A 23,259-nucleotide genomic window follows, 5' to 3' on the forward strand; every position below is an offset into this window, starting at 1 on the left:
TTCATCCGACGGAGCGCCGGCCGGGGGGCCCGTACGCTAAGCGGTATGGGTGCCGTGAAGACGAAGCGGATGCCGCGTGCGGTCCGTGAACAGCAGATGCTGGACGCCGCCGTGCGCATCTTCGGCCAGCGCGGCTACATGGCCGCCTCGATGGACGAGATCGCCGAACTGGCGGGCGTGTCCAAGCCCTTGGTCTACCTGTACCTCAATTCCAAGGAAGACCTCTTCACGGCCTGCATCCGCCGGGAGGCCGAGGCCCTCGTCGAGGCGGTGCGCGCCGGTGTCCGGCGGGACCTGCCCGCCGACCGGCAACTGTGGGAGGGTCTCGGCGCGTTCTTCGCGCACACCGCCCAGAACCCCGACGCCTGGTCGATCCTGCACCTCCAGGCCCGTACGCACGGCGAGCCCTTCGCCGCCGAAGTCGCCGCGATGCGCGAGGAGATCGTCGTGTTCGTGACGCAGCTGATCCTCGCCGGCGCCCGCGAGGCGCACCGGGACCCGGACCTGCCCGAGCGGGAGGTCGCCGGGCTCGCCGAGGCCCTGGTCGGCGCCGCCGAGTCCCTGGCGGCCTGGGCCAACGCCACCCCGGGCGTCACCGCCCGCCAGGCCGCCGCGACCATGATGAACTTCGCCTGGGCCGGCCTCGGGGACCTCATGGAGGGACGGCCCTGGCAGCCCCCGGAGGAGCAGCCGGAGTCTCACGCCGGGTAGACGTCCCCCGTGACGTGGAGGCGATCGCCCCGGCCCCGCAGTTCGAACCGGCCGCGGTCGTCCGCCGCGTAGGTCACCGTCCCCGGGAGCAGCACCGGTGCCCTGAAGTCCGCCCGGACGCGGCAGGAGTCGGGTGTGCCGTGCGCGGCGAGGCAGCGGGCCACCGTCCACATGCCGTGCGCGATGGCCCGCGGGAAGCCGAACAGCCGGGCGGTGAGCGGGTGGAGGTGGATCGGGTTGCGGTCCCCCGACGCGGCCCCGTAGCGGCGCCCGACGTCCCCGGCGAGCCGCCACTCGGCGACGGCGGGCAGCGGCTTGCGCGCCTCGTCCTCCTGGCGGGCCCCCGTGGGACGCCCGTGCCGTGCCAGGTACGTGCTCCGCGACTCCCACACGACGTCCCCGCCGGCGCGCGCCTCGGTGACGACCGTGGCCTGGGTGCCGCGCCGGTGCGCGGCCAGCCCTTCGACGTGGACGGCGAGCTCGTACGTGCCGGTGGCGGGCATCCTCGCGTGCCGGGTGGCCGTGACCGACGTGTGGACCAGCCCGAGCAGCGGCAGCGGGAAGGCCCGCTCGCTCAGCAGCCGCATGGCCAGCGGGAACCCCAGCACGTGCGGATAGGTCACCGGCAGCGCGTCCTCGCCGGTGGGGAAGCCGCACACCCGCTCGTACGCCGCGAGCCGCCCGAGGTCGACCCGCAGGCCGGGCAGCACGAGCCGGGTGCGCGGGAACTCCGCGTCCGGGGCGGGCCGTTTGAAGGGGGACAGCAGGGCACCGCGGGCCAGCAGCGGGGCGAGGGAGGGGGACCCGGTGAGGACGAGAGCGGCGCCGGCCATCAGGCCCCCAGCAGGCTCTGGCCGCAGACGCGCACGACCTGGCCGTTGACCGCGCCCGAGGCGGGGTGGGCGAGCCAGGCGGTCGTCTCGGCGACGTCGGCCGGGAGACCGCCCTGCGCCAGGGAGTTCATCCGGCGGCCGGCCTCGCGGATGAACAGCGGGACGGCGGCCGTCATCTTCGTCTCGATGAAGCCGGGCGCCACCGCGTTGACCGTCACGCCGTGCTCGTCGAGCGCACGCGGGGCGAGGGAGCGGACCAGGCCGACGACGCCCGCCTTGCTCGCCCCGTAGTTGGTCTGGCCCGCGTTCCCGGCGAGACCGGCGATCGAGGCCGTCGCGACGACGGAGCCGCCGCGCTTGAGCGTGCCGGCCTCGAGCAGGGTGTCCGTCGTGCGCAGCACGCTCGCCAGGTTCACCTCCAGCACGGCGGCCCAGCGCTCGGCCGGCGTGTTCACCAGCCGCCGGTCGCGGGTGATGCCCGCGTTGTGGATCAGCAGGTCCAGGCCGTCGGGGAGGGCCTCGGCGATCCGCGCGCCCGCGTCGGCGGCGGTGATGTCGAGCGGCAGGGCCGTGCCGCCGATCCGCCCGGCGACGCGCCGGGCGTCCTGCTCGGCCCGCGGCACGTCGAGGACGACGACATGGGCACCGTCCCGCGCGAGCGTCTCCGCGACGGCCTCACCGATGCCCCGGGCGCCGCCGGTGACCAGGGCGGTGCGGCCGGCCAGGGGACGGTCCCAGTCCGGGGTGGCGGAGGGCTCCCGGAGCGGTCCCACCTCGATGACCTGGCCGCTCACATAGGCCGACTTCGGCGACAGCAGGAACCGGAGCGTCGACTCGGCGGCTGCCGCGTCCGTCAGCCGGACCAGGTTCACCGTCCTGCCCCGGCCGATCTCCTTGCCGAGCGAGCGTGTGAAGCCCTCCAGGGCCTGCTGGGCCGCGGCCTGGTGGTGGTCGGCCGGGTCGAGCGGCGCGCCGAGCACCAGCACGCGGCCGCTCGGGACGACCGACCCCACGACCGGGTGCAGCGCCGCGTGCACCGCGGCCAGGCCCTCGACGTCCCGCACCCCGGTCGCGTCCAGGACGACGGCGGCCGCCCGCTGCGGACCGGCCGGGCCGAGTCCGGTCCGGGCGAGGACCGGTGCCAGGTCCAGGGCGGACGCCCCCGCGGTCAGGTGGCGCAGGCCCCCCTCCAGGGCGGGGCGCTCGGGCGACCAGCGGACCAGCGCCGCGGGCTGCGGCAGCCCGAGCCTGCGGGTGAGGAAACGGCCGGGCGCGGTACCCGTGAAGCGTAGATAGCGGTCGGCCATGCCAACTCCCAGTTCCGATGCAGGCTGTACGGGGGCGCTTGAGGGCTGTGCGGGGGCAATCCTTCTTACTCTGGAGTAATGTTACCGGAGGTAAGACCATGTCACGGGCGAGGAGCAGGTCGAGATGAGTCCCCAGCAGCTGTCGCCGTCGGTCCGGCGCGTGGCGATCGTCGGCGGAGCCCGCATCCCCTTCGCCCGCTCCGACGGCCCGTACGCCACCGCCTCCGACCAGCAGATGCTCACCGCCGCCCTGGACGGCCTGGTCGAGCGGTACGACCTGGGCGGACCCGGGGCCGTCGGCGAGTTCGTCGCCGGCGCGGTCCTCAAGCACAGCCGCGACTTCAACCTGGCCCGCGAGACCGTCCTCGGCTCGAAGCTCCACCCGCGCACCCCCGCCTACGACATCCAGCAGGCCTGCGGCACCGGCCTCCAGGCCGTCATCGCCGCCGCCAACAAGATCGCCCTCGGGCAGACCGACTCGGCGATCGCGGGCGGCGCGGACACCGCGAGCGACGCGCCCCTCGGCGTCAACGACTCCCTGCGCCGGATCCTGCTGGAAGCCCGCCGGGCGAAAACGCTCGGCGGACGGATGAAGGCCCTGGCGAAGGTGCGCCCGGGCCACCTCGTCCCCGAGATCCCGCGCAACGCCGAGCCGCGCACCGGTCTGTCCATGGGCGAACACGCCGCCGTCACCGCACGGGCCTGGGGCATCGGCCGCGCGGCGCAGGACGAACTCGCCGCGACCAGCCACCAGCGGCTGGCGGCGGCGTACGAACGCGGCTTCTTCCAGGACCTGGTGATGCCCTTCCGCGGACTCGCCCGGGACCAGAACCTGCGCCCCGGCTCGACGGTGGACAAACTCGCAGCCCTCAAGCCGGTGTTCGGCCTGGACCACCCCGAACCGACCATGACGGCGGGGAACTCGACCCCGCTCACCGACGGCGCGGCGACCGTGCTGCTGGCCAGCGAGGACTGGGCCCGCGAGCGCGGACTGGAGCCGCTGGCCTACCTCACCGCGTACGAGACCGCGGCCGTCGACTTCGTCGGCGGGGACGTCGCGGACGGTGAGGACGGCCTGCTCATGGCGCCGGCGTACGCGGTCCCGCGCATGCTGGAGCGGGCCGGTCTCGGTCTGGACGACTTCGACCTCGTCGAGATCCACGAGGCGTTCGCCTCCCAGGTGCTGGCCACCCTCGCGGCCTGGGAGAAGCGGGGCCTCGGCACGGTCGACCGGGCCCGGTTGAACGTCGCCGGCTCCTCTCTCGCCACCGGCCACCCCTTCGCCGCCACCGGTGCCCGGATCGTGGCCACCCTGGCCAAGCTGCTCGCCGAACGGGACGCGCCCGCACGGGGGTTGATCTCCGTCTGCGCGGCGGGAGGGCAGGGCGTGACGGCGATCCTGGAGCGGGCCTGAACCGGCGGGACGCGGAACCTGAAAGACCCTCACGTAACCTCCGAGATTGCACAGGCCTGGCCCCGGACCATCCCCGGACCCGCACATGGCCGCCACGTGAGCGCCGTAGGATCCCCTTCCTGCCGGCAGTAACCCCTTTCTGGGGGTTCAGCCGGTTGAGCGCCTCGGCGTGCGAGGCACGTACGTCATGCAGCAAGCAGTCCTTCGCTGCACGCCCCAGGAGCCGCCCGTGTCCACTGCGTATCCCTCCTCCGCCTACGGCGACGTGTACGGCGGACCGGTCCTGGTCGAGCCCGAGACCAAGCGGCTCGACGGAGCGGTGCGGGAGGCGTCCGTGCCGCCGCTGGCACCGCCGTGGACGCACGGCTCGCTCGCCGACCTGCCGTTCGACAACGCGAGCGCGTCCCCGGACGCGGTGGCGCTCAGCCGCAAGGACGCCGACGGGCACTGGAACGACGTCACCGCGGCCCGGTTCGCCGGACAGGTGCAGGCCGTGGCGAAGGGGCTGATCGCCGAGGGTCTGATGCCGGGCGACCGGGTCGCCGTCATGGCCCGCACGATCTACGAGTGGACCGTCCTGGACTTCGCCGCCTGGGCCGCCGGACTGGTCACCGTCCCCGTCTATCCCACCTCCTCCGTCTTCCAGGCCCGCTGGATCCTCCAGGACTCCGGCGCCGTCGCGCTCCTCACCGAGACGACCGCACAGGCCGCGGCCCTCGGCCCCGAGCGCGAACGCCTTCCCGACCTCAAGCACGTATGGGTCGTGGAGAAGGGCCACGTGGACCGGCTCGCGGAGGCCGGGGCGCACCTGACCGACCAGGAGGTCGAGGTGCGGCGCGGCATGCTCGGCCCCGACACCCTCGCCACCCTCATCTACACCTCCGGCACCACCGGCCGCCCCAAGGGCTGCGCGCTCACCCACGGCAACTTCTTCGCCGAGGTCGACAACGCCATCGAACTGCTCTACCCCGTCTTCAGGGCCAGGACCAGCGAAGAGGCCTCGGTCCTGCTGTTCCTGCCCATGTCCCACGTGTTCGGCCGCATGGTCGCGGTCGCCTGCGTCCGCGCCCGCGTCCGGCTCGGGCACGCGCCGAGCATCAAGGCCGACGACCTGCTCCCGGACCTCGCCGGCTTCCGGCCGACCTGCCTGCTGGCCATCCCGTACATGCTGGAGAAGGTCTTCAACTCCGCCCGCGCCAAGGCCGAGGCGAGCGGCCGGGCCACGTCCTTCGACCGGGCGGCGGCGGTGGCGCAGCGCTACGGAGAGGCGGTGGAGGCCCGGCAGTCGGGCAGCGGCCCCGGACCCTCCCGCGCCCTGAAGGCCGCCCGCGCCTTCTACGACCCGCTGGTCTACCGCCGCATCCGCAGCGCCATGGGCGGCCGGGTCCGCTACGCCATCTGCGGCGGCTCCCCGCTGGGCCGCCGCCTCGCCGCGTTCTACGCGGGCGCCGGCATCGAGATCTTCGAAGGCTACGGCCTGACGGAGACCACCGGCGCGGCGACCGTCACCCCGCCCCTCAAGCCCCGACTGGGCACCGTCGGCTGGCCGTTGCCCGGCACCCGCGTCCGGATCGCCGCCGACGGGGAGATCCTCGTCGCCGGCGACCACGTGCTGCGCGGCTACTGGGACCCACAGGCCGGCGGTGTCGTCCCCGCCGCGCCCGACGGCTGGCTCGCCACCGGCGACATCGGCGAACTGGACGACGAGGGCTACCTCACCATCACCGGCCGCAAGAAGGAACTCCTGATCACCGCGGGCGGCAAGTCCGTCGCCCCGGCCCCCCTGGAGGACTGGCTGCGCTCGCACCCCCTGATCTCCCAGTGCATGGTCGTGGGCGACGGCCGCCCCTACGTCACCGCGCTGATCACCCTCGACGAGGCGGGCATCACCCACTGGCGCCGCATGAACGGCAGACACCCCGTCCCGCCCGCCCTCCTCGTCGACGACGAGGACCTGCGCGCCGTCCTCCAACGCGCCGTCGACGAGGCCAACAAGCTCGTCTCCCGCCCCGAGTCCATCCGCCGCTTCGCCGTCCTCCCCCAGGACTTCACGGAGGAGGCGGGCCACCTCACCCCGACGATGAAACTCCGCCGCGAGACGGTCCTGCGCGCGTTCGCGACGGAGGTGGAGGGCTTGTACGCGCGGTGAGTCACCTTTGCGGAGTCTTCACACCTGGTCCTTGACGACGCACGGTGTCTCCCCGTTGGCTTTCTGCCACCTCGTCGCGATGCCCCCCATCGGAAGGCAGCACCAGTGAAAGCGCGTAACACCCGCCGGGCCACCGTGCGTCACCTCTCCATAGGCCTGGCGGTCTCCGTATCGGCTCTGTCCCTCGCCGCGTGCGGTGACGGGGGAAGTGACGACTCGGCCGGCGGGAAGAAGGGCAACGACATCACGGTGGGGCTGCTGCTGCCCGACCGGGACACGGCACGCTTCGAGAGGTTCGACTACCCGCTCATCAAGCGGGAGGTCGCCTCCCTCACCGACAACCAGGGCAAGGTCCGCTACGCCAACGCCGAGGCCAGCGTCTCCCGACAGAGCGAGCAGTTCCGGCAGATGATCGCCGACAGGGTGGACGTCATCCTCGTCGACGCGCTGAACTCCAAGGCCATCGCCCCGGACGTGCGCAAGGCCAAGGACGCGGGCATCCCGGTCGTCGCCTACGACCGGCTCGCCGAGGGGCCCATCGACGCGTACGTCTCCCACGACAACGAACTCGTCGGGCAGGTGCACGATCATCGGCGAACTCGGCGCGAAGGCCGAGAACAGCAAGGTCGTCATGATGAACGGCGACCCCGCCGACCCCAACACGGCACGCTTCAAGAGCGGCGCGCTGAGCGAACTCCAGGGCCAGGTCGACATCGTCGAGCAGTACGACACCAAGGAGTGGAAGCCCGCCATCGCCAAGGCCAACATGGAGAAGGCGATCAAGGCGGTCGGACTGAACGACATCGCCGCGGTCTACTCGGCCAACGACGGCATGGCCGGTGCCGTCATCGAAGCCCTCAAGGAGGCCGGCGCCACCAGGATGCCGCCGGTGACCGGGCAGGACGCGAACCTGGACGCGGTGCAGCGGGTGGTGTCCGGGGAGCAGTACATGACCGTGTACAAGTCCTTCCTGCTGGAGGCGACCAACGCCGCGAAGATCGCCGTGGCCAAGGTCCAGGGCCGTTCCATCGAGTTCGCCGCCCTGACCCGGGAGACGGTCGACAGCCCGACGCAGAAGAACATCCCGGCGATGCTGGTGCCGGTGGTCGCCCTCACCAAGGACAACATCGAGGAGACCGTGATCACCGACGGCGTCTACACGGTGAAGGACATCTGCACGGCGAAGTACCGGGCGGACTGCGCGGCCGTCGGACTCGGATAGGCCGGCTCGCCCGCCGCTGCGCGCACTGCGCGGGGACGGCCGGTGCGAGCGCGGCCGGTGCGAGCGCGGCCGGGGCAGGGGCTAGGCGTTCGGCCTGCGGGCCACCAGGGCCGCCTGGGGGACGGGCTCCCCGCGCTCCTCGTCGGCCTCCCGTACCGTCCGTGCGCGCACGGTGAAACCGGCCTCTTCCAGCAGGGCGGCCATCCGCTCCGGCCGCCGGCGGTGGAAGCTCACGGACACCCGGTGGCCGAAGGCCTCCTCGTAGCGGCGGGGCTCCTCGCCGTACTGGAAGCCGAGGAGCAGGTGCCCGCCCGGGCGCAGGACGCGGTGGAAGCCGGCGAAGAGGGCGGGCAGGTGCTCCAGGGGGGTGTGGATGGTGGAGTACCAGGCCACGACACCGTCCAGTGAGCTGTCCGGCAGGTCCAGGTCCAGCATCGAGCCCTGCCGGAACCGCAGCGCGGGATGCTCGCGCCGGGCGATCGCGAGCATCGACTCCGACAGGTCCAGCCCGAACACCGACAGCCCCCGGGACGCCAGGTACGCCGTCACCCGCCCGGGCCCGCAGCCCAGGTCGGCGACCTCGCCGCCCTCGCCCACGAGCTCCGCGAACCCGTACAGCACGCCCAGGTCCAGCGGTGTGGTGGCGTCCCGGAAGTGCTCGGCGTACTCCTCGGCCACGGCGTCGTAGAAGGTACGGGTCTCACTGAGGAAGTCGGCGTCGGTCATGGGCCGTGACCCTACTGCGGCCCACTGACAGCGCGGCCGGGCCACCGGCATCCCCGGCCGCCCGGCAGGTGTCCCCGGCCGGCCCACTGTTCTTCCGGTGTTTCCCCGGCCGTCCGCCGTCCCACAGACCGAATTCGTCCGGAATTCATCCGGCGAAAGGGCCCGAAAAGGGCAGGAGCCCCGTCGCCTTGCGGCGCGGGGCTCCTTGGGTACTGCTGATCAGACCGGCGTGACGTTCTCAGCCTGCGGGCCCTTCGGACCCTGCGTGACGTCGAAAGACACCTGCTGGTTCTCCTCCAGGGACCGGAATCCCTGCGCATTGATCGCGGAGTAGTGGACGAAGACGTCGGGGCCGCCGCCCTCCTGGGCGATGAAACCAAAGCCCTTTTCGGCGTTGAACCACTTCACGGTTCCGGTAGCCATAAGCCCTCCTTGGGCTCAAAAGGGTTGCCCTGCTCCAGAACCAGCAAGTGTGAAGAAGAATTCTGCACAACTGCATATGTCTGAGAACGACGAGAGCCCGCGGTCACATGCTCCGCAGGCTCTGTACTGCAAGGGAAACCAAACTGCAACTTGCGACGAGCCTAGCACGCGGGCCCCGGAATGCAATAGGGGTCAAGATCACGTCACCCGAATGTTTGAACATCCCCCGGCCGACTGGCGGTACGGACGAGATCGGCGGTCCGCGCCCCGACGGCGGGGCCGGACGCGGGCCCGTGAGCCGTGAGGGCTAGCCTCACGATGTGGACAATCCTCGCACCCGGCCGCGCGTCGGCCACATCCAGTTCCTGAACTGCCTGCCCCTGTACTGGGGGCTTGCCAGAACGGGCACGCTCCTCGACTTCGAGCTCACCAAGGACACCCCGGAGAAGCTCAGCGAGAAGCTGGTGCAGGGCGATCTCGACATCGGTCCGGTCACCCTGGTCGAGTTCCTCAAGCACGCCGACGACCTGGTCGCCTTCCCCGACATCGCCGTCGGCTGCGACGGCCCGGTCATGTCCTGCGTGATCGTCTCTCAGGTCCCCCTGGACCAGCTGGACGGCCGCCGGGTCGCCCTCGGCTCGACCTCCCGCACCTCCGTCCGACTCGCCCAGCTGCTCCTCGCCGAGCGCTACGGCGTCCAGCCGGACTACTACACCTGCCCGCCCGACCTCAGCCTGATGATGCGGGAGGCCGAGGCCGCCGTCCTCATCGGCGACGCGGCGCTGCGGGCCAACATGGTCGACGGGCCCCGCTTCGGCCTGGACGTGCACGACCTGGGCGCGCTGTGGAAGGAGTGGACGGGGCTGCCGTTCGTCTTCGCGGTCTGGGCGGCGCGCCGCGACTACGCCGAGCGCGAGCCGGTCATCACACGCAAGGTGCACGCGGCGTTCCTCGACTCCCGCAACCTCTCCCTGGAGGAGGTCGGCAAGGTCGCCGAGCAGGCCGCCCGCTGGGAGGCCTTCGACGAGGAGACCCTCGCCCGGTACTTCACCACCCTCGACTTCCGCTTCGGCGGACCCCAGCTGGAGGCGGTCGCCGAGTTCGCCCGGCGGGTCGGCCCGACGACCGGCTTCCCGGCCGACGTGAAGGTGGACCTGCTCCGGCCGTGAGGGGGGCCGCCGTGAAGCCGGGTCTGCTCCGGCCGTGAGGGGGGCGGTGCCCCGGCACTACTCTGCTGGGAGGTGCAGGCGCGCCGGGGTGGGGAGTGCCCCCACGCGCCTACGGGGGAGGGGTGGGCCGGGTCTACCTGGGCCGCAGCGCCGGGGGCCGTACCGTCGCGGTGAAGATCGTGCATCCGCACTTCGCGCTGGACGAGGAGTTCCGGGCGCGCTTCCGGCGCGAGGTCGAGGCCGCGCGCCGGGTGGGCGGTGCCTGGACCGCGCCCGTGCTGGACGCGGACCCGGACGCGCGGGTGCCGTGGGTGGCGACGGCGTACGCCGCCGGACCGCCGCTGTCCGCCGCGGTCGCCGACGGCGGGCCCCTGCCCGCCCACACCGTGCGGGCGCTGGGGGCGGGGCTCGCCGAGGCGCTGGCGGCGGTGCACGAGCTGGGGCTGGTCCACCGCGACGTGAAGCCGTCGAACGTCCTGCTCACCCTGGACGGGCCGCTGCTGATCGACTTCGGCATCGCCCGGGCCACCGACGGTACGGCGTCCCTGACGTCCACCGGCGTCTCCGTCGGCTCGCCCGGCTACATGTCGCCCGAGCAGATCCTCGGCAAGGGCGTCACCGGCGCGGCGGACGTCTTCTCCCTGGGCGCGGTCCTCGCGTACGCGGCGACCGGCGAACCGCCCTTTCCCGGTGACTCCTCGGCCGCCCTGCTCTACAAGGTGGTGCACGAGGAGCCAGAACTCGGTCTCCTGGAAGGCGAGTTGCGCTCGCTGACGGCGGCCTGCCTGGCCAAGGACCCGGGCGCGCGGCCGGCCCCCGCGGAACTGGCCCGGCGGCTCGCCCCCGAGGGGGCGGCCCGGCTGGTGGCGGGCGGGTGGCTGCCGGGGACGCTGGTGGAGCAGGTGAGCCGCAGCGCCGTGCGCCTGCTGAACCTGGAGGCGACGGGGACGGGCGCGCCCTCGGGGCCGGTGGGGTTCAGCCGTCCGTCGGTGGCAGATGCGGAGACGGGCGGGGCCGTGGGGGTCGCGGGGGTGCCCGGGCCTCCGGTCGCGGGGGTGTTCGGGCCGCCGCCGGTGATGAACGGGCCGACGGCCTCGGCGGCTTCCCCGGTGGCCCCGTCGGGTTCACCGGCCTCGGCGGCTTCCCCGGTGGCCCCGTCGGGTTCACCGGCCTCGGCGGCTTCCCCGGTGGCTCCGCCGGGTTCACCGGCCTCGGCGGCCTCCCCGTCGGCTCCGCCGGACTCACCGGGCTCACCGGCCTCCCCGTCGGCCCCGCCAGGCTCGCCCGCCTCGTCCGCCCCGGCACCCGCGGACGAGTCCCAACCCCGTGACGCACAAGGGCGGGACGAGACGGCCGTCCCCGCCGCCGGCCGACGGCCGGGCAAGGTCTCCGTCTCCGTCGCCGCCACCTCCGCGTCCGAGGGCGAGGGGCGGGTGCGGAAGCTGAGCTGCACCGTCGCGCTGGCCGTCGCCGGAGCGATGGCGGCCGTGACCATCGGATCGGTCCTCGTCCTCGACCTGCTGCCGGGCGGGGGCGGCGGCGACGACGCGGGTTCGGGCAGCGGCGACGCCTACTCACCGCCCGGGGCGACCGCGAGCTCCGCCCCGTCCGGTACGGTGCCCGCCGCCTACCTCGGCACCTGGGAGGGTCAGGGCACCGCCCTGGACGGCAGGCTGCCGCTCGGCGCCTTCCGGATCACCGTCCAGCGGGCCGCCGTCGGCCAGGAGCTGGGCCGCCTGCGCCAGACCGACCAGCTCGGCGGCGTCTGCGTCGACGTCCTCACCCTCAAGCAGGTCACGAAGAAGGAGCTGGTCGCCACGTCGGTCGGCGCGAAGACCAACCACAGCGGCTGCAACCCGGCCCCCACCACCGTCCGCCTCATCCCGACCGGCGACGATCTGCAGTACCGCTCGGAGAGCGCGGAGTCGGGACGCCCGCAGGCCCGGCTGTCGAAAGTGCGGTAGCGGACGACCCGCGCGGCCTACTCATGGGCCAGTACGGCATCAGCAGGGCGGCGAAGCCGCGGAGCACAAGACAGCCCCCGGGGGCTCGCGGGAGCACCACGCAGCCCAGCGCAACCCCGGCCCCGCTTCCTCGCCTCAGCGGCGGTCGGGCGCCCCCGGCCGGTGCCCGTACCGCAGCGCCGCCCCCGCCGCCTTCCTCCACCTCGGCTTCGCCGGACCGCCGCTCAACGCCTCACCCCGGGACGACGACCGTGCGCAACTCCCCGTCACCGAGGTGGAGCATGCCCTTGCCCGGGGCGACCTGGCCGCCGACCATGCTGCGGGAGAGACGGACGCCGATGAGGTCGCCGCTGGAGGACTCCTGCGGGGAGAGCAGGATGCCGCGGCGGGCCTTCTTCGCGTCGACCTGCCAGCCCGAGAAGCCGCTGCACACGTCCTCCTCGTCACCGGCGATGACCAGGGCCAGGCCGCGTTCGGCGCCGCGCGAGACCAGCTTCTTCAGCTGGCTCTCGGCGTCGCAGTCCTCCAGGATCTCCCCGTCGTCGACGAGCACGGCGATCGGCTCCTCCGGGGACGCCTGGTCGATCAGCTCCTCGAAGTCGTCCTCGTCGATGTCGTCACCGGTGAAGACCTTCAGCACACCGTCCGTACCGTCGAGCCCGCGCAGCGGCGACTGGCGCGGTGCCGCGATCACCAGGCGCGTGCCCTGGGCCAGGAACGAGTGCGCGAAGTTCAGCAGCACCGTCGAGCGGCCCGACTTGGCCGGACCCGCGATGACGAACGCCGGTACGCCCTCGGCGAGATCGGGCCCGAAGCCGACGATCTCGTCGCCGCCGATACCGGCCAGACCGTACAGCCGCGAGCGGGACGCGTCCGGGTCGCGCAGCTCCCACGCCTCCGGGAAGGAGATCCGGCTGGGCAGGCTGTCCACGCGGAACGGACGGCGCGAGCGCGGCACGTCGGCGTCACGCGCGGTGGCCGCCTCGCCGATCGCCGCCAGCGCCGCCGCCTGGCCCTGACCACTCGTGTCCTCGGCGAGCAGCGCGAACTGCGTCTCGGTACCGGACTCGTTGCGGAAGGCACGGCCCGGCGGAATCTCCTCCGGCACCTTGCGCACCGGGATCCCCAGCGCCGAGAAGTCGCTCCGGTCCGCCAGCCGCAGACCGTACTTGTCCTCGGTGAGCGTGGCGATACGGCCCACCAGCAGCGTCCGGTCACCGGTGAGGACGAGGTGGATGCCGACGCTCGCACCCTCGCGCATCATCGTCTGCAACTCGTCCGTGAGCGAGCCGTGGTCGATCTCGCCCAGCGTGGGCACCCAGCCCTCCCAGCGGTCCAGCAGCACCACGATGTGCGGCAGCCGCTCGTCCTCGGCGACCGACGCCCGCTGCTCCCCGATGTCCGCGAACCCCTTCTCCGACAGCACGTCCTGACGGCGGTTCATCTCGCCCTTGAGCCGGTTGACCAGCCGCACCACCCGCTCGGTCTGGTTGCGTCCGACGACCGCCCCGCAGTGCGGCAGCCGCGTCAGGGCGTTGAGCGCGCCGTTGCCGCAGTCGATGCCGTACAGGTGCACGTCGGCCACGGAGTGGGTGCGGGCGATCGAGCCGGCCAGGGTGCGCAGCACCTGCGAGCGGCCGCTGCGCGGGGCACCGCCGATCATCAGGTGCCCGAAGGTCGAGAAGTCCACCACGACCGGGCGGCGCGACTGGCTGGCGGGCAGGTCCTCGATGCCGTACGGGGCGGGGGCCAGCTTCCCGGGACCACCGGCGAACGCGGGCACCTCGATCTCGTCCAGCAGCAGCGTCTCGTCCAGGGCGGGCAGCCACGGGCTGTGCTGGGGCGGGATGCCGAGCGCGCGGTTGGCGTCCCGGATCGTGTCGACCAGGACCTTCAGGTCGGTGATCTCCTCGTCCTCCCGCGCCTCGGCCTTCGGCTTGGCCAGCGCGGCCCGGCCGAGATCCTCCCAGGTCAGCGGGGACACCCAGGGCATCAGCGCGGCCGGGTCGGCCGCGCCGGGCCGCCGGCCACCGACGCGTCCCGACTGGAAGGGGACCAGGGAGGCGTGCCCGAGCCGGGCGTACGCACGGCCCGGCGTGCTCTTCGAGATGTGCCCGGCCTCGGGCGAGTCGATGACGTCTGTCGACTCGCCGCCGTCCGTCACGCGCAGCGCGATCCGCAGGTTGGTGTTGGCGCGGATCTCCGGGGAGACCACGCCGGACGGCCGCTGCGTCGCCAGCAGCAGGTGGATACCGAGGGAACGGCCGCGCTGGGCGATGTTCACCAGCCCCGTCACGAAGTCGGGCAGGTCGCGCACCATCGAGGCGAACTCGTCGATGACGATGAGCAGTCGGGGCACCGGCCGGTGCGAGGGGTCCCGGCGCACCAGATCCTGGTAGTCCTCGATGTCCTTGGCGTCGGCGGCGGCCAGGATGTGCTCGCGCCGGTGCAGCTCGGCACCGAGCGACTCCAGCGCGCGCTCCACGAGATGGGCGTCGAGGTCGGTCACCATGCCGACGGTGTGCGGCAGATGCACACAGTCCTTGAAGGCCGCGCCACCCTTGTAGTCGACCAGCACGAACGTCATGTTCTCGGGCGTGTTCGCCACCGCCAGCGCCGCCACGATCGTCTGCAGCAGCTCCGACTTGCCCGATCCGGTCGTACCGGCGATGAGGCCGTGCGGACCGTCCTTGCGGATGTCGATCCCGAACGGCCCGTCGTACGACTCACCGATCACGGCGAGCGTCGACTGCCCGCCCATCCGCCAGCGCGCCACGATCGCCTCGCTCGTCGGCGGCTCCAGCCGCAGCACGTCCAGCAGCCGGCTGGAGCCCGGCAGGGCCGAGTCCTCGGTCTCGCCGCTGATGTCCCGCAGCGGCGACAGCGACCGGGCCAGGCGCAGACACCAGGCGGGGGAGACGAAGTCGGGCCGTACGTCCTGCAGCCGCTCGGCACCGGCCTCCTCCACGCGCAGCCGCAACTTATCGGCCCGCTCTGCCTGTTCGGGCTGCGAGGCGGTGGCGTGCCAGGCCTGGAAGGAGGGGAAACCCCCGGCCGCCTGCTGTGCCGGCTGTGCCTGCCGGGCCCGCTGCTGGACCCGCCGGTCCGGCTCGTGCTCCTCGGCCTTCGGCTCGGCCACGACGTACGCCTGGCACTCGCCGGGCAGGAACCGCTCCTCGGCGTCGAGGCAGATGGCGAACATGGACACCGACGGCCCCTCGCGCAGCAGCCGTACGACGCCGGGGAGGGACCTGAGCCGCCGCGACCCGTCCCACACCACCACGATGTCCGGGTCGCTGAAGGTCGAGCCCTGCGACCTGTTCTGCTCGGCGGCCTTCTTGCGGGCGTCGAGGATCTGCGTCAGCTCCCCGATCCGGGCGCCGACGGTCTCGGCGTCCGTCCCGACCAGCGCGTTGACGTCCTGCCCGCCGGACGGCCGGGCGTGCGGCAGCCAGCGCACCCAGTCCCAGGACTCCCGCGCGGCGTTCTCGCTCAGCACGTAGAACTGCACGTCCATCGGGCTGTGCAGCGCCGCGGTCTGCGCGACGGCCCAACGCCCCAGCGCCCGGGCGGAGTCACCGGGGCCTGCCATGCCGACGACACCGAGGGTGCGCAGGTGCAGCGCGACCGGGGCGTCCTCGATCCTCCAGGTCACCTGGCGGCGGTGGTCGTCCTGCTCGGGGTCGTCGAGGACGACCTCGGAGGGCAACTGCCCGGTCCCCACGCGGAGCAGCAGATGGTCGCGGTCGGTACGCCGCCGCTCCCACAGCCGGGTACGCGGCCCGGTCCCCAGGGCGAGGACGGTGGCAGGGTCGGGTATGGCGTGCCGCCGGTCGTTCCGCTCGGCGACGAGGGCGTCCTGAGCGTCCTTCTCGATCCGCTCCTTCTGCTCCTCGTACTCCTTGACCTGCTTGGCGTGGGACTTACGCCCGTGCTTCTTGTCGTTGTAGTAGTTCGCGAAGAGCAGGACCGGGCTCAGCGCGGCCATGATCAGGTAGTACCAGCGCTGGAAGATCATCACCGACACGACGGCACCGACCAGCGGGGTCAGCGCCATCAGCCAGGGCAGCGGCCGGGCCTCGTACTCGCGGGGTGCCGAGGGCAGCCGGAAGGTGGTCTGCCGCTCGGGCGGGCGCAGCCGCGGGGGCCGGTTGTAGTCCAGCCCGATGCCGTCGTCGGACCACTTCAGGGCGGCGTTCGGCGGGGTGTAACGCGTGAGTTCGAGAAGGGTGTTGCCGATCCCGATCTGCGCCCCGAGGGGCCACTCGGTCGGCCCGTCCGCCTTCTCCGAGCCCCCGTCGCCCTTCTTGTCCTTCTTCCTTTCCTTCTTCCTGTCCTTCTTCTTCTCCGCCCTCTTCCGCCTGTCCTTGACGCTGGACTCCTGCTTGTCGTCCTCGGGGGCGAGGGGGGTGCCGTCGAGGGTGACGTGCTCCTTGTCCGAGTGGACGGCGACCTGGCAGGTCCCGTCCGTGGCGACGGAGAGCGTCAGGGCCCGGGCGTCGACCTCGGGATCGTCGATCCGGACGTAGGAGGCGGCCCCGCTGCCGATGTCGTACCGCCCCACGCCGAGCCGGTGCACGAACCCGGCGGCCGGCCCGCCGACCACCCGCAGTTCGACGAGCCCGGTGGGCTCACCCGGCAGACACCCGGAGGGATCCTGCAGGCTGACGACGGCGCCCTCGCGCAGGGGCGAGCCGACGACGGTGGCGGCGGGATCGACGGCGTATCCGTCCACGTACACGAGGGGCGCGTTGTTGGCCGGCGCGTGCCGGTGCTGCCCGAGCGGGATGACCTGCGCCCCGCTGTGCCCGACCTGCTTGGCGAGCTCCTGGGCGATGTCCCCCACGGTGGACTCAGGATCGGCATCGAGCACGACGTCGGCGGCGGCACCGCCGTACGGGTCGACGACGGTCAGAGTCAGGCGCACGACTTGTCCTCCCCGTGCCACTGGGCCGGTGTGGCCGCTGTGGTGTCCCTTGCTGCGCCCGCTCCAGTCACTTCCCGGCACTGGGGTCACAGCCGTAAGGACGATATCCGTTCGGTGCGGTGACGGGGCAATGGGGAGGCGCGGAGACGTTCCCGATGGCAATCTCGTGCACGCTTTCCCGACCGCTCGTTCACAACCGGGGATGTGGCACCGCAGGCCACACCCGTAAGCTGCAGGCGCAAGAGCGGACGATCACACCGGTTGCCACGTGCGATCGGCAACTCGGCCTAGGCGCCGATGAGTCCGCACACAGGGAGCCACGGGGGTTGGCCCTGCGGCGTTGCGAGAGGGAGCGGCTTCATGGCCAAGGACCTTGACATCACATATCAGGACATGCGGGAAGCGGCCAAGCATGTCGTGAAGGAGAAGGAAAAGCTCCAGGAGAAGCTCGAGGGCCTCCGCAAGTACATCAACAACCTCGTGCAGTCCGGCTATGTCACGAAGAGCTCGTCGAAGGCGTTCGACGAGAACTTCGACGAGTTCGTGCAGGGCACGAAGACGACGCTGGACGGTCTCGACGGCATGGGTGACTACCTGACCATGGCGGCGGACAAGTTCGAGCAGATCGACGAGGAACTGGCCAAGCAGGCTCGTAAGTGACCTTGTGTTAGAAGATTCATACCGGCGGGGCGGGTACTGTGACCCGCCCCGCCCGGGTTGCACCAGTACGCCTCGCAGCGGGGGGACCTGTGTCGGACCAGACTGCGGACATCGAACGTATCAAGGAAAGCGCCAAGGCTCTGTCGAAGATCCACCGGGAGTTCGACAAGAACGCCAACCCGGCCGAAGGGCTGGGGGTGGCCACCCTGGGCGACCAAGGGCTTGTCGATGTCTTCGACGATTTCGGTGACAACTGGAAGATTCATCGTGAGCGTCTCACGGAGGAGCTGGAGAATCTTTCCAAGTTGCTCTCCACGGCGGCGAAGACGTATGAGGACGTTGATCACCAGCTTGCCGAGGCGTTGCGCAACGCAGGTAAGAAGAAGCCCGCTACCGGGGGAGGCGCCAAGTGACACGACCGCGCTCCGAAGAGTGGGCAGTTATCGGGGAGGCTGCCGACCCGATCCCCGGCGATCCGGATGAGGTTGCCAAGCTGGGTCGACAGCTGAGGAAGACCGCCGAGGCCATCAAAAAGCAAGCGGACGAAATCAAAGCGCTTTCGTCTGTTGATGAGTGGAAGAGCAAGACGGCCGAAGAGTTCCGTAAGGATGCCGAAGAGGCTGAAGGGAAGTTGCGGAAGGCGTTCAAGCGCTACGACGCCGCCGCTGATGCCCTAGGGGAGAAGGTAGTCGAGGGCGGCTGCTCAAGCCAGTACGCCTCGGAACTTCATCGCGCCCAGGCCATGGCTGACAAGGCGCTCCGTGATGCCCGAGACGCTCATGACGAGCAGTACGCAAGCAGCACCGCGATCGGCAAACTTCCCAAATCAACAGACGACGATGATCCGGACCGCAAGAAGCTGGAGAAGCGCCAGGACGAGGCGAGTGCGGCTCTGGAACGAGCCAAGAAACACTTGGAAGCAGCCAAGGACGTACGTGATGCTGCCGCAAAGAGGGCACGTGATTCCATCCGGCATGCCATTGATAACGATGGCCTGAAAGACGACGCATGGGACAAGTTCAAGGACTGGGTCAACGACAATTCCGGATGGATAGAGGACGTCCTCAAGGTTTCCGGTTGGGTATCGACCGTTTGCGGGACGCTGGCACTCATGGTCGGATGGATCCCGATTGTCGGGCAGGTTCTTGCCGGTGTTCTCGGCACCATAGCCCTGGTGGCCACCCTGGTTTCACTCGTGGGACACACCCTCCTGGCGCTAGGAGGTAAGGGGAGCTGGTTCGACGTCGCCCTCGACGTCGTGGGCATTGCTACGTTGGGTATTGGTCGAGGCGCCCTCGCCGGCGCGAAGGGCGCGTCGGCGGCGGCAAAAACCCTTGGGCGATCTGTGAGAGCGAAGGCGCTCAGAGAGGGCATCAAGGCGAAACCCGGCTCTGCCGCGTATAAGAAGGCTGTCAATGACGCCTGGAAGCGGGCCAATCGAGAAAGCGCCGGAGCCTTGCGCGGCAAGGCTGGTGTCGAGGCGATCGCCAAGGCGCCAAAGGGCTGGTTCCCCGGTGCACAGCGGATGGCGGATGCCTTCAACCCGAAACTGATCTACAGAGAATCGATGGACAGCCTCAAAGCGGTCAAAGACCTGCGTTGGAGTAATATCCGGCAGCTTGGGCAGGCCGACAATTGGTCGGGGGTTCGACCGGGACTGAATGATCCCGGAATCACGAGCCTGCAAAGGAGCCTTGACCAGATGTCCGACGGTCTGCGTGCAGACGACGCGGTGAGAGCCGCAAGCGACGTGTTCGAGACTCAGACCCGGATCTGGGCGGGCTCCACAGCCGTAGCGTCCACTACCGACTTGCTTGACAAGGGCGAGATCACGGGGAAGATCGGTGATCTTGTTGGGGTGCAAGGATTGGACGACGGCGTCTGGTCGGCAACCGGGATCAAGGATGCCACCACAACGAGTAACGGATGATCAGGGTAAGCAATGGCTGAGCAGCCTCGACTGAGTGCGTCGCTACCACAACCGACCGAGCCGACGGCGCGTCCCGCGGGTGCGCTGCCCCATCACGCGCAGGTCGTGCGTCGGGCCCGTCTGTATGTTGAAGGGCGCACCTTGGTGGTGCGGGACGCTCGGCTCGGGGAACGCCGGTACGCGGTCGGTGTCGATGGTATTCGCCGTGCGGTCTTCCATCCGCCTGCTGATCTCTGGGAGACGGTGCAGAAGCACCCCTGGAAACGCTGGGGCGTCCTGACGTTCAAGGGGGAGGGGGAACGAGACCTCCTGCAAGTACCGCTCGCAGCATGGTTGCCTGAGGCTGGTGTGGTCGGCGCCATGGACCTTGCACCATTGAAGTGTCTGGAGCGGACCGGACTCAGCGACTTGGTCGCCACCCTCGGGATCGCGCTTGAGGAGGGCTCGCCCAGCGGTCGTGCGGAAGTTCAGGGCGACAGCACTGGGAGCCGGCCGGATCGTGCTGTCCATGCCCACCTGCCGCGCTGGCACAGTTGGGTACGAGGGCTCGGCATGTTCGGATGGTTCGTCGCTCTCGTCACCGCCTTCTCCGCTGATCTGACGTGGGCCATGCCTGTTGCTGCCTGCGCTCTCCTCCTGATCCCTGCATCGGATGGCGCTGTCCGCGTCACGGCCTGGTGGCGGAACAAGAAAACCAATGTGTTCGCTGACGCCCTGGTGGTCAGGCCATCGCCGGCGGGCAGCGCGACCCGACGGTTCTTGCGAACGGCCTCCGTGCGTGTGCTTCCCGGCGATGTGATCCTGACCAATACGGTGGGGGAAGAGCGCTGGCTCGGACGGGCCTGTATGCACGGTGTAGCGCGATTGGTGCGACTTGTCGTTCCTGCGACGGGAGAGCCGCTCGCGGTGGAGCTCCGGGACGGTAGAGGTGAAGCCCGGGCGCTGCTGCCTTGGAAGGACTGGTTCGCGGGACAGCAGGGACCCGAGCGATGGAAAGAACTGCAAGCGGCTTTGGGAGTTCCTGTGTCGGACGAGAAGCTGGGCCGAGACAAGGACAGCAGCGGCTGGTGGCAGGGGCACATGCTTCGTGCGGATGTCCGCAAAATGTCACCCATGGAGGGAAAGGAAGTCCGCCGAGAAACTGATTGGCACCGCTCCGTCATCGGCAGGAACGAACTTCTCGCGCTTTCGCTCTTCAGCGCCGTGCTGCTCGCCGGACTCTTCAGCGACGATTCGTCGGCGTTCGTGGCGGGCTTGTTGTCCGCGCTGACCATCGCCGCATCCTTGGTTCCCGCAGCGACGATTGCGCTTGTCAGCCGCCTTTCATACGACAAGGTGATCGAGAAGGGAGAGGCCCCCCTATGAGAGCAGCCGACCGGACCGGAGCACCCGTGAACATGCTGGAAGGCACGGACAACGTGGCACCACCGCCGACTGACTACCGCCTACTTCTGCCGGAGGGGTGGTTCCGCGTGCGCATCGAACCGGAGTTCCGTGAATGCTCAGTCGACGCACTGATCAATCGGCAGTTCGAGGGGGTCGACAACGCACCGCACCTCAAGCAGCAGTTGCGGGACAGCCTCTTGTCCCAAGCGGCCGCAGCGTTCCGGGACGGTGGTATCGAGCTCTACTTGAGCCTGCAGAAGGCTGGCGCTTTGACCATCCCTGCTTCTCTGCTCGTCACGTTTCTGCCGCAGAGGAGTGGAGGGCAGCTCACGGCGCAGGACATCGCTGCCCACCTCTCCGCCGACGAGGACCTGGAAGTGTCCGTCGTCGAATTGCCTTCGGGGCCTGCGGTGCGCACTCGCAGAACGACAGGACAGTCCGAGCAGCCAGTTCCACCCCATATGCCGGGTTCACCCGGCGAGGCTCTTCCGTCGGTCACGCTCGACTACCAACTGCCGGTCCCCGCAGCTGACGCATGGCTGCTGCTGACCTTCTCGACGCCCTTGGTGCAGATTGCGGACGCCATGGTTGAACTCTTCGACGCTGTGGCCGCATCGTTGGCCTGGGTGGGCGGTGACGGCGGACATGAGTAATATCAGTGCCTGCGGCATCGTCGTACCAACGGACTGGGTGCCGCTTCCGGTCGAGCCGTCGGACGACGTCAAGGGCTGGGCCAAGAGCACAGCAGCGGAACTACGAGACCGCAGCGCAGCGGCGGGATACGAACTGGACAAGCGGACGCTGCGGAAGGAGTTGCTCGCCCGGGCCGAAGACAGCCGCAGCCGAGAGCCCTTCTATGCGTTCGCCTTCTTCCCCGACGGGTTCGACAGTGCTCTGGCGATTCTGGAAGTCGATCTGCTCCATCCTGACGAGACGGTTCCCACGATCACATTGGATTGGCTGGCTGAGACCTTCAGCGCTGACGACTTCGGGCCTCCGCAGATCTCGCGTGTGGACCTGCCGATCGGCCACGCCGTACGCATCCGTCAGGATTTCGCCGCTGGTCCGGCTTCACGCCGCGGGCCCGGCGTGCTGATGGAGACACTGACGTACGGAATTCTTCCGGCCGGCGCTGAGAGCGCCGTCATGTTGCTGGTGTCATGGACGGTGCCTGGTATCACACAGGAATTGGAAGAGGCCGCGGACAGCATCGCCCAGACTGTGACGGTGGACCTCTAGAGTGGGCTCCAGCCCTCGTCGGCAGGACACGATGGTGAACGCTAACGGAGTTCATGTGTCGGTCGACGGGCCTGTGTATCACTTTGACCTCCAGCCGGATTGGCTCGACCTGACGTTGGAAAGCGTCGATTGGCCGAGGCCTGGGCGTGGCCACGGTGCTTGCTTCGACACAGTTTGAACCTGCCAGACTCGCGGTGACGACGCGAAAGTTGGTCCTGGACCTCAGAAGTCGTGCGCTCGATCTCAACAGGGAGCAGTCGAACCTTGCGGCTGCTCGCTACACGCCGGAAGGACAGGTCGTCGCGGATGTGAGGCTCAACACGTACGGCGACAGTGAAAAACCGAGGCCGGCGCCGGCCGAAGTAGTTCCTCTACTCCCGCAGTCCCTTGAAGCCGAGGCGGCCATCGAGCCGGACGTCCGGCATCTCACTCTGCCAGGTCGGGCCGATGATTCGGGTCCGTGCCGAGCTGAAAAGGAGAGGCCGCTTTGGCATCGGTCACAAGCGGTCAGCAGGTCTCATCAGATACGCCCTGTTCCCTTCAGGCTTGGAAGACGTGGGTGTGGTCACCGCCAAGTGGTGGCGACCGGAGGATGCCAACGAGGTGACTCGCGTTTGGCTGACCAGTCGGTGGCCACGTTGTGCATGGTGCCTGCCGAGCGGGGGGGGGGGGGACTGCGGGGGAGTCTCCGCCGGATCAGCCCTGAGAATCCTCCGGCAATACCTGTAGGCACAGCCCTACGAACGTTGAGGCAGTGCTTCGCAGTCCGCTCATCGGCAATCTTGTGCCTTCGTTTCGACGAACACCTTGGACGCCTGCCACGGGTCGCTGCCCGTGGGGGACTTGACCATGGCGAGCTTGAAGTAGTCGAAGTCCTAGATGCTGGGCTCGGTTTTGAGCGTCTTCTTCGACTTGGTCTCCTTGCTGAAGAACTTCCCGGAGACCGCGCAGAACGCCACCTCCACCGACTTGCCGTTCGGGGCCGAGCGCGTGGTGGCGTCGTAGTGGCGCGGTGTTCCGGTGGCGGTCCAGTCGCCGTCGATCCAGGCGTTGATCTGCGTGTCTGCATAGTGCAGCCCATCACCGATGGCGTACGTGGTGACGGTAGCGTCCTCGACGGAACGTTGGTCGACGCCGCGATAGTTGGCGCGGAGGAAGATGGCGGCGTCATCCATGGCAGCAGCCTCGTTCGCGTCTTG

The 23,259-nt window shown here is 70.2% G+C and carries 17 protein-coding genes and 1 pseudogene; 12 read left to right on the forward strand and 6 right to left on the reverse strand.

The genetic code is table 11. The annotated features are described in order from the left end of the window. Positions 1-45 precede the first annotated feature (45 nt). On the forward strand, positions 46-711 hold the full coding sequence (locus tag ABTZ58_RS26380) for a TetR/AcrR family transcriptional regulator (protein ID WP_351361452.1): 666 nt from the start codon (positions 46-48) through the stop codon (positions 709-711). Here ABTZ58_RS26380 and ABTZ58_RS26385 read toward each other — a convergent pair. After that, positions 699-1,544, reverse strand: coding sequence for a MaoC/PaaZ C-terminal domain-containing protein (locus ABTZ58_RS26385; protein ID WP_351361455.1), 846 nt, complete (start codon positions 1,542-1,544; stop codon positions 699-701). The two genes, ABTZ58_RS26380 and ABTZ58_RS26385, sit on opposite strands and share 13 nt — an antisense overlap. Next, positions 1,544-2,851 carry a 3-oxoacyl-ACP reductase gene (locus ABTZ58_RS26390; protein WP_351361458.1) on the reverse strand — a complete coding sequence of 436 codons (1,308 nt, stop codon included), beginning with the start codon at positions 2,849-2,851 and terminating at the stop codon, positions 1,544-1,546. The genes ABTZ58_RS26385 and ABTZ58_RS26390 overlap by 1 nt, the downstream gene beginning before the upstream one ends. 124 nt (positions 2,852-2,975) lie before the next feature. Between ABTZ58_RS26390 and ABTZ58_RS26395 the strand changes: the two genes are divergently transcribed. From ABTZ58_RS26395 to ABTZ58_RS26405, 3 genes and pseudogenes are all read left to right on the forward strand, one after another. Continuing rightward, on the forward strand, positions 2,976-4,265 hold the full coding sequence (locus ABTZ58_RS26395; protein ID WP_351361461.1) for an acetyl-CoA C-acetyltransferase: 1,290 nt from the start codon (positions 2,976-2,978) through the stop codon (positions 4,263-4,265). 229 nt (positions 4,266-4,494) lie between these two features. Further along, positions 4,495-6,414 (forward strand): AMP-dependent synthetase/ligase, encoded by a 1,920-nt coding sequence (locus ABTZ58_RS26400; RefSeq protein WP_502996123.1) that lies wholly within the window; start codon positions 4,495-4,497, stop codon positions 6,412-6,414. Between the two features lie 105 nt (positions 6,415-6,519). Next, positions 6,520-7,636, forward strand: a pseudogene (locus ABTZ58_RS26405) (sugar ABC transporter substrate-binding protein). A gap of 81 nt (positions 7,637-7,717) precedes the next feature. On the opposite strand, the gene ABTZ58_RS26410 reads toward ABTZ58_RS26405, so the two are convergent. Continuing rightward, positions 7,718-8,362: a class I SAM-dependent methyltransferase gene (locus ABTZ58_RS26410; RefSeq protein ID WP_351361467.1), complete on the reverse strand. Its 645-nt coding sequence runs from the start codon at positions 8,360-8,362 to the stop codon at positions 7,718-7,720. A 219-nt stretch (positions 8,363-8,581) separates the two neighbouring features. Then, entirely contained in the window at positions 8,582-8,785 is a 204-nt protein-coding gene (locus ABTZ58_RS26415) for a cold-shock protein (RefSeq protein ID WP_003974443.1), read from the reverse strand. Between the two features lie 320 nt (positions 8,786-9,105). Here ABTZ58_RS26415 and ABTZ58_RS26420 point away from each other — a divergent pair, with 320 nt between their 5' ends. Further along, positions 9,106-9,954 (forward strand): menaquinone biosynthetic enzyme MqnA/MqnD family protein, encoded by an 849-nt coding sequence (locus ABTZ58_RS26420; RefSeq protein ID WP_351361470.1) that lies wholly within the window; start codon positions 9,106-9,108, stop codon positions 9,952-9,954. A gap of 95 nt (positions 9,955-10,049) precedes the next feature. Beyond that, the gene (locus tag ABTZ58_RS26425; protein WP_351361473.1) at positions 10,050-11,918 is read left to right on the forward strand and encodes a serine/threonine-protein kinase; all 1,869 of its coding nucleotides are present in this window, start codon (positions 10,050-10,052) and stop codon (positions 11,916-11,918) included. A gap of 232 nt (positions 11,919-12,150) precedes the next feature. Here ABTZ58_RS26425 and ABTZ58_RS26430 read toward each other — a convergent pair whose 3' ends face one another. Further along, a complete protein-coding gene (locus tag ABTZ58_RS26430; RefSeq protein WP_351361476.1) occupies positions 12,151-16,845 on the reverse strand; it encodes an FtsK/SpoIIIE domain-containing protein in 4,695 nt (1,564 codons plus the stop codon). A 360-nt stretch (positions 16,846-17,205) separates the two neighbouring features. Between ABTZ58_RS26430 and ABTZ58_RS26435 the strand changes: the two genes are divergently transcribed. The 6 genes from ABTZ58_RS26435 to ABTZ58_RS26460 all read left to right on the forward strand — a co-directional run bounded on the left by ABTZ58_RS26435 (position 17,206) and on the right by ABTZ58_RS26460 (position 22,060). Continuing rightward, positions 17,206-17,505, forward strand: a complete 300-nt coding sequence (locus tag ABTZ58_RS26435) for a WXG100 family type VII secretion target (protein WP_082319687.1) — start codon at positions 17,206-17,208, stop codon at positions 17,503-17,505. 89 nt (positions 17,506-17,594) lie between these two features. After that, on the forward strand, positions 17,595-17,918 hold the full coding sequence (locus tag ABTZ58_RS26440; protein ID WP_351361479.1) for a DUF6317 family protein: 324 nt from the start codon (positions 17,595-17,597) through the stop codon (positions 17,916-17,918). After that, a complete protein-coding gene (locus ABTZ58_RS26445) occupies positions 17,915-19,435 on the forward strand; it encodes a putative T7SS-secreted protein (RefSeq protein WP_351361482.1) in 1,521 nt (506 codons plus the stop codon). The genes ABTZ58_RS26440 and ABTZ58_RS26445 overlap by 4 nt, the downstream gene beginning before the upstream one ends. Before the next feature lie 12 nt (positions 19,436-19,447). Beyond that, entirely contained in the window at positions 19,448-20,800 is a 1,353-nt protein-coding gene (locus ABTZ58_RS26450) for a hypothetical protein (RefSeq protein WP_351361485.1), read from the forward strand. Between the two features lie 32 nt (positions 20,801-20,832). Then, the gene (locus tag ABTZ58_RS26455) at positions 20,833-21,474 is read left to right on the forward strand and encodes a hypothetical protein (RefSeq protein WP_351361682.1); all 642 of its coding nucleotides are present in this window, start codon (positions 20,833-20,835) and stop codon (positions 21,472-21,474) included. Continuing rightward, positions 21,467-22,060, forward strand: coding sequence for a hypothetical protein (locus ABTZ58_RS26460; protein WP_351361488.1), 594 nt, complete (start codon positions 21,467-21,469; stop codon positions 22,058-22,060). Before ABTZ58_RS26455 ends, ABTZ58_RS26460 begins: the two co-directional genes overlap by 8 nt. An 875-nt stretch (positions 22,061-22,935) precedes the next feature. Here ABTZ58_RS26460 and ABTZ58_RS26465 read toward each other — a convergent pair. Next, entirely contained in the window at positions 22,936-23,235 is a 300-nt protein-coding gene (locus ABTZ58_RS26465; protein WP_351361491.1) for a hypothetical protein, read from the reverse strand. Positions 23,236-23,259 lie beyond the last annotated feature (24 nt).

Source organism: Streptomyces sp. NPDC094143 (assembly GCF_040303825.1).
Classification (GTDB): Bacteria; Actinomycetota; Actinomycetes; order Streptomycetales; family Streptomycetaceae; genus Streptomyces.

Coding starts and splice junctions, on each gene's coding strand:
- ABTZ58_RS26450 (WP_351361485.1), top strand. CDS start 19,448: ATGGCTGAGCAGCCTCGACTGAGTGCGTCGCTACCACAACCGACCGAG.
- ABTZ58_RS26410 (WP_351361467.1), bottom strand. CDS start 8,362: ATGACCGACGCCGACTTCCTCAGTGAGACCCGTACCTTCTACGACGCC.
- ABTZ58_RS26465 (WP_351361491.1), bottom strand. CDS start 23,235: ATGGATGACGCCGCCATCTTCCTCCGCGCCAACTATCGCGGCGTCGAC.
- ABTZ58_RS26380 (WP_351361452.1), top strand. CDS start 46: ATGGGTGCCGTGAAGACGAAGCGGATGCCGCGTGCGGTCCGTGAACAG.
- ABTZ58_RS26395 (WP_351361461.1), top strand. CDS start 2,976: ATGAGTCCCCAGCAGCTGTCGCCGTCGGTCCGGCGCGTGGCGATCGTC.
- ABTZ58_RS26390 (WP_351361458.1), bottom strand. CDS start 2,851: ATGGCCGACCGCTATCTACGCTTCACGGGTACCGCGCCCGGCCGTTTC.
- ABTZ58_RS26455 (WP_351361682.1), top strand. CDS start 20,833: ATGCTGGAAGGCACGGACAACGTGGCACCACCGCCGACTGACTACCGC.
- ABTZ58_RS26385 (WP_351361455.1), bottom strand. CDS start 1,544: ATGGCCGGCGCCGCTCTCGTCCTCACCGGGTCCCCCTCCCTCGCCCCG.
- ABTZ58_RS26415 (WP_003974443.1), bottom strand. CDS start 8,785: ATGGCTACCGGAACCGTGAAGTGGTTCAACGCCGAAAAGGGCTTTGGT.
- ABTZ58_RS26460 (WP_351361488.1), top strand. CDS start 21,467: ATGAGTAATATCAGTGCCTGCGGCATCGTCGTACCAACGGACTGGGTG.
- ABTZ58_RS26435 (WP_082319687.1), top strand. CDS start 17,206: ATGGCCAAGGACCTTGACATCACATATCAGGACATGCGGGAAGCGGCC.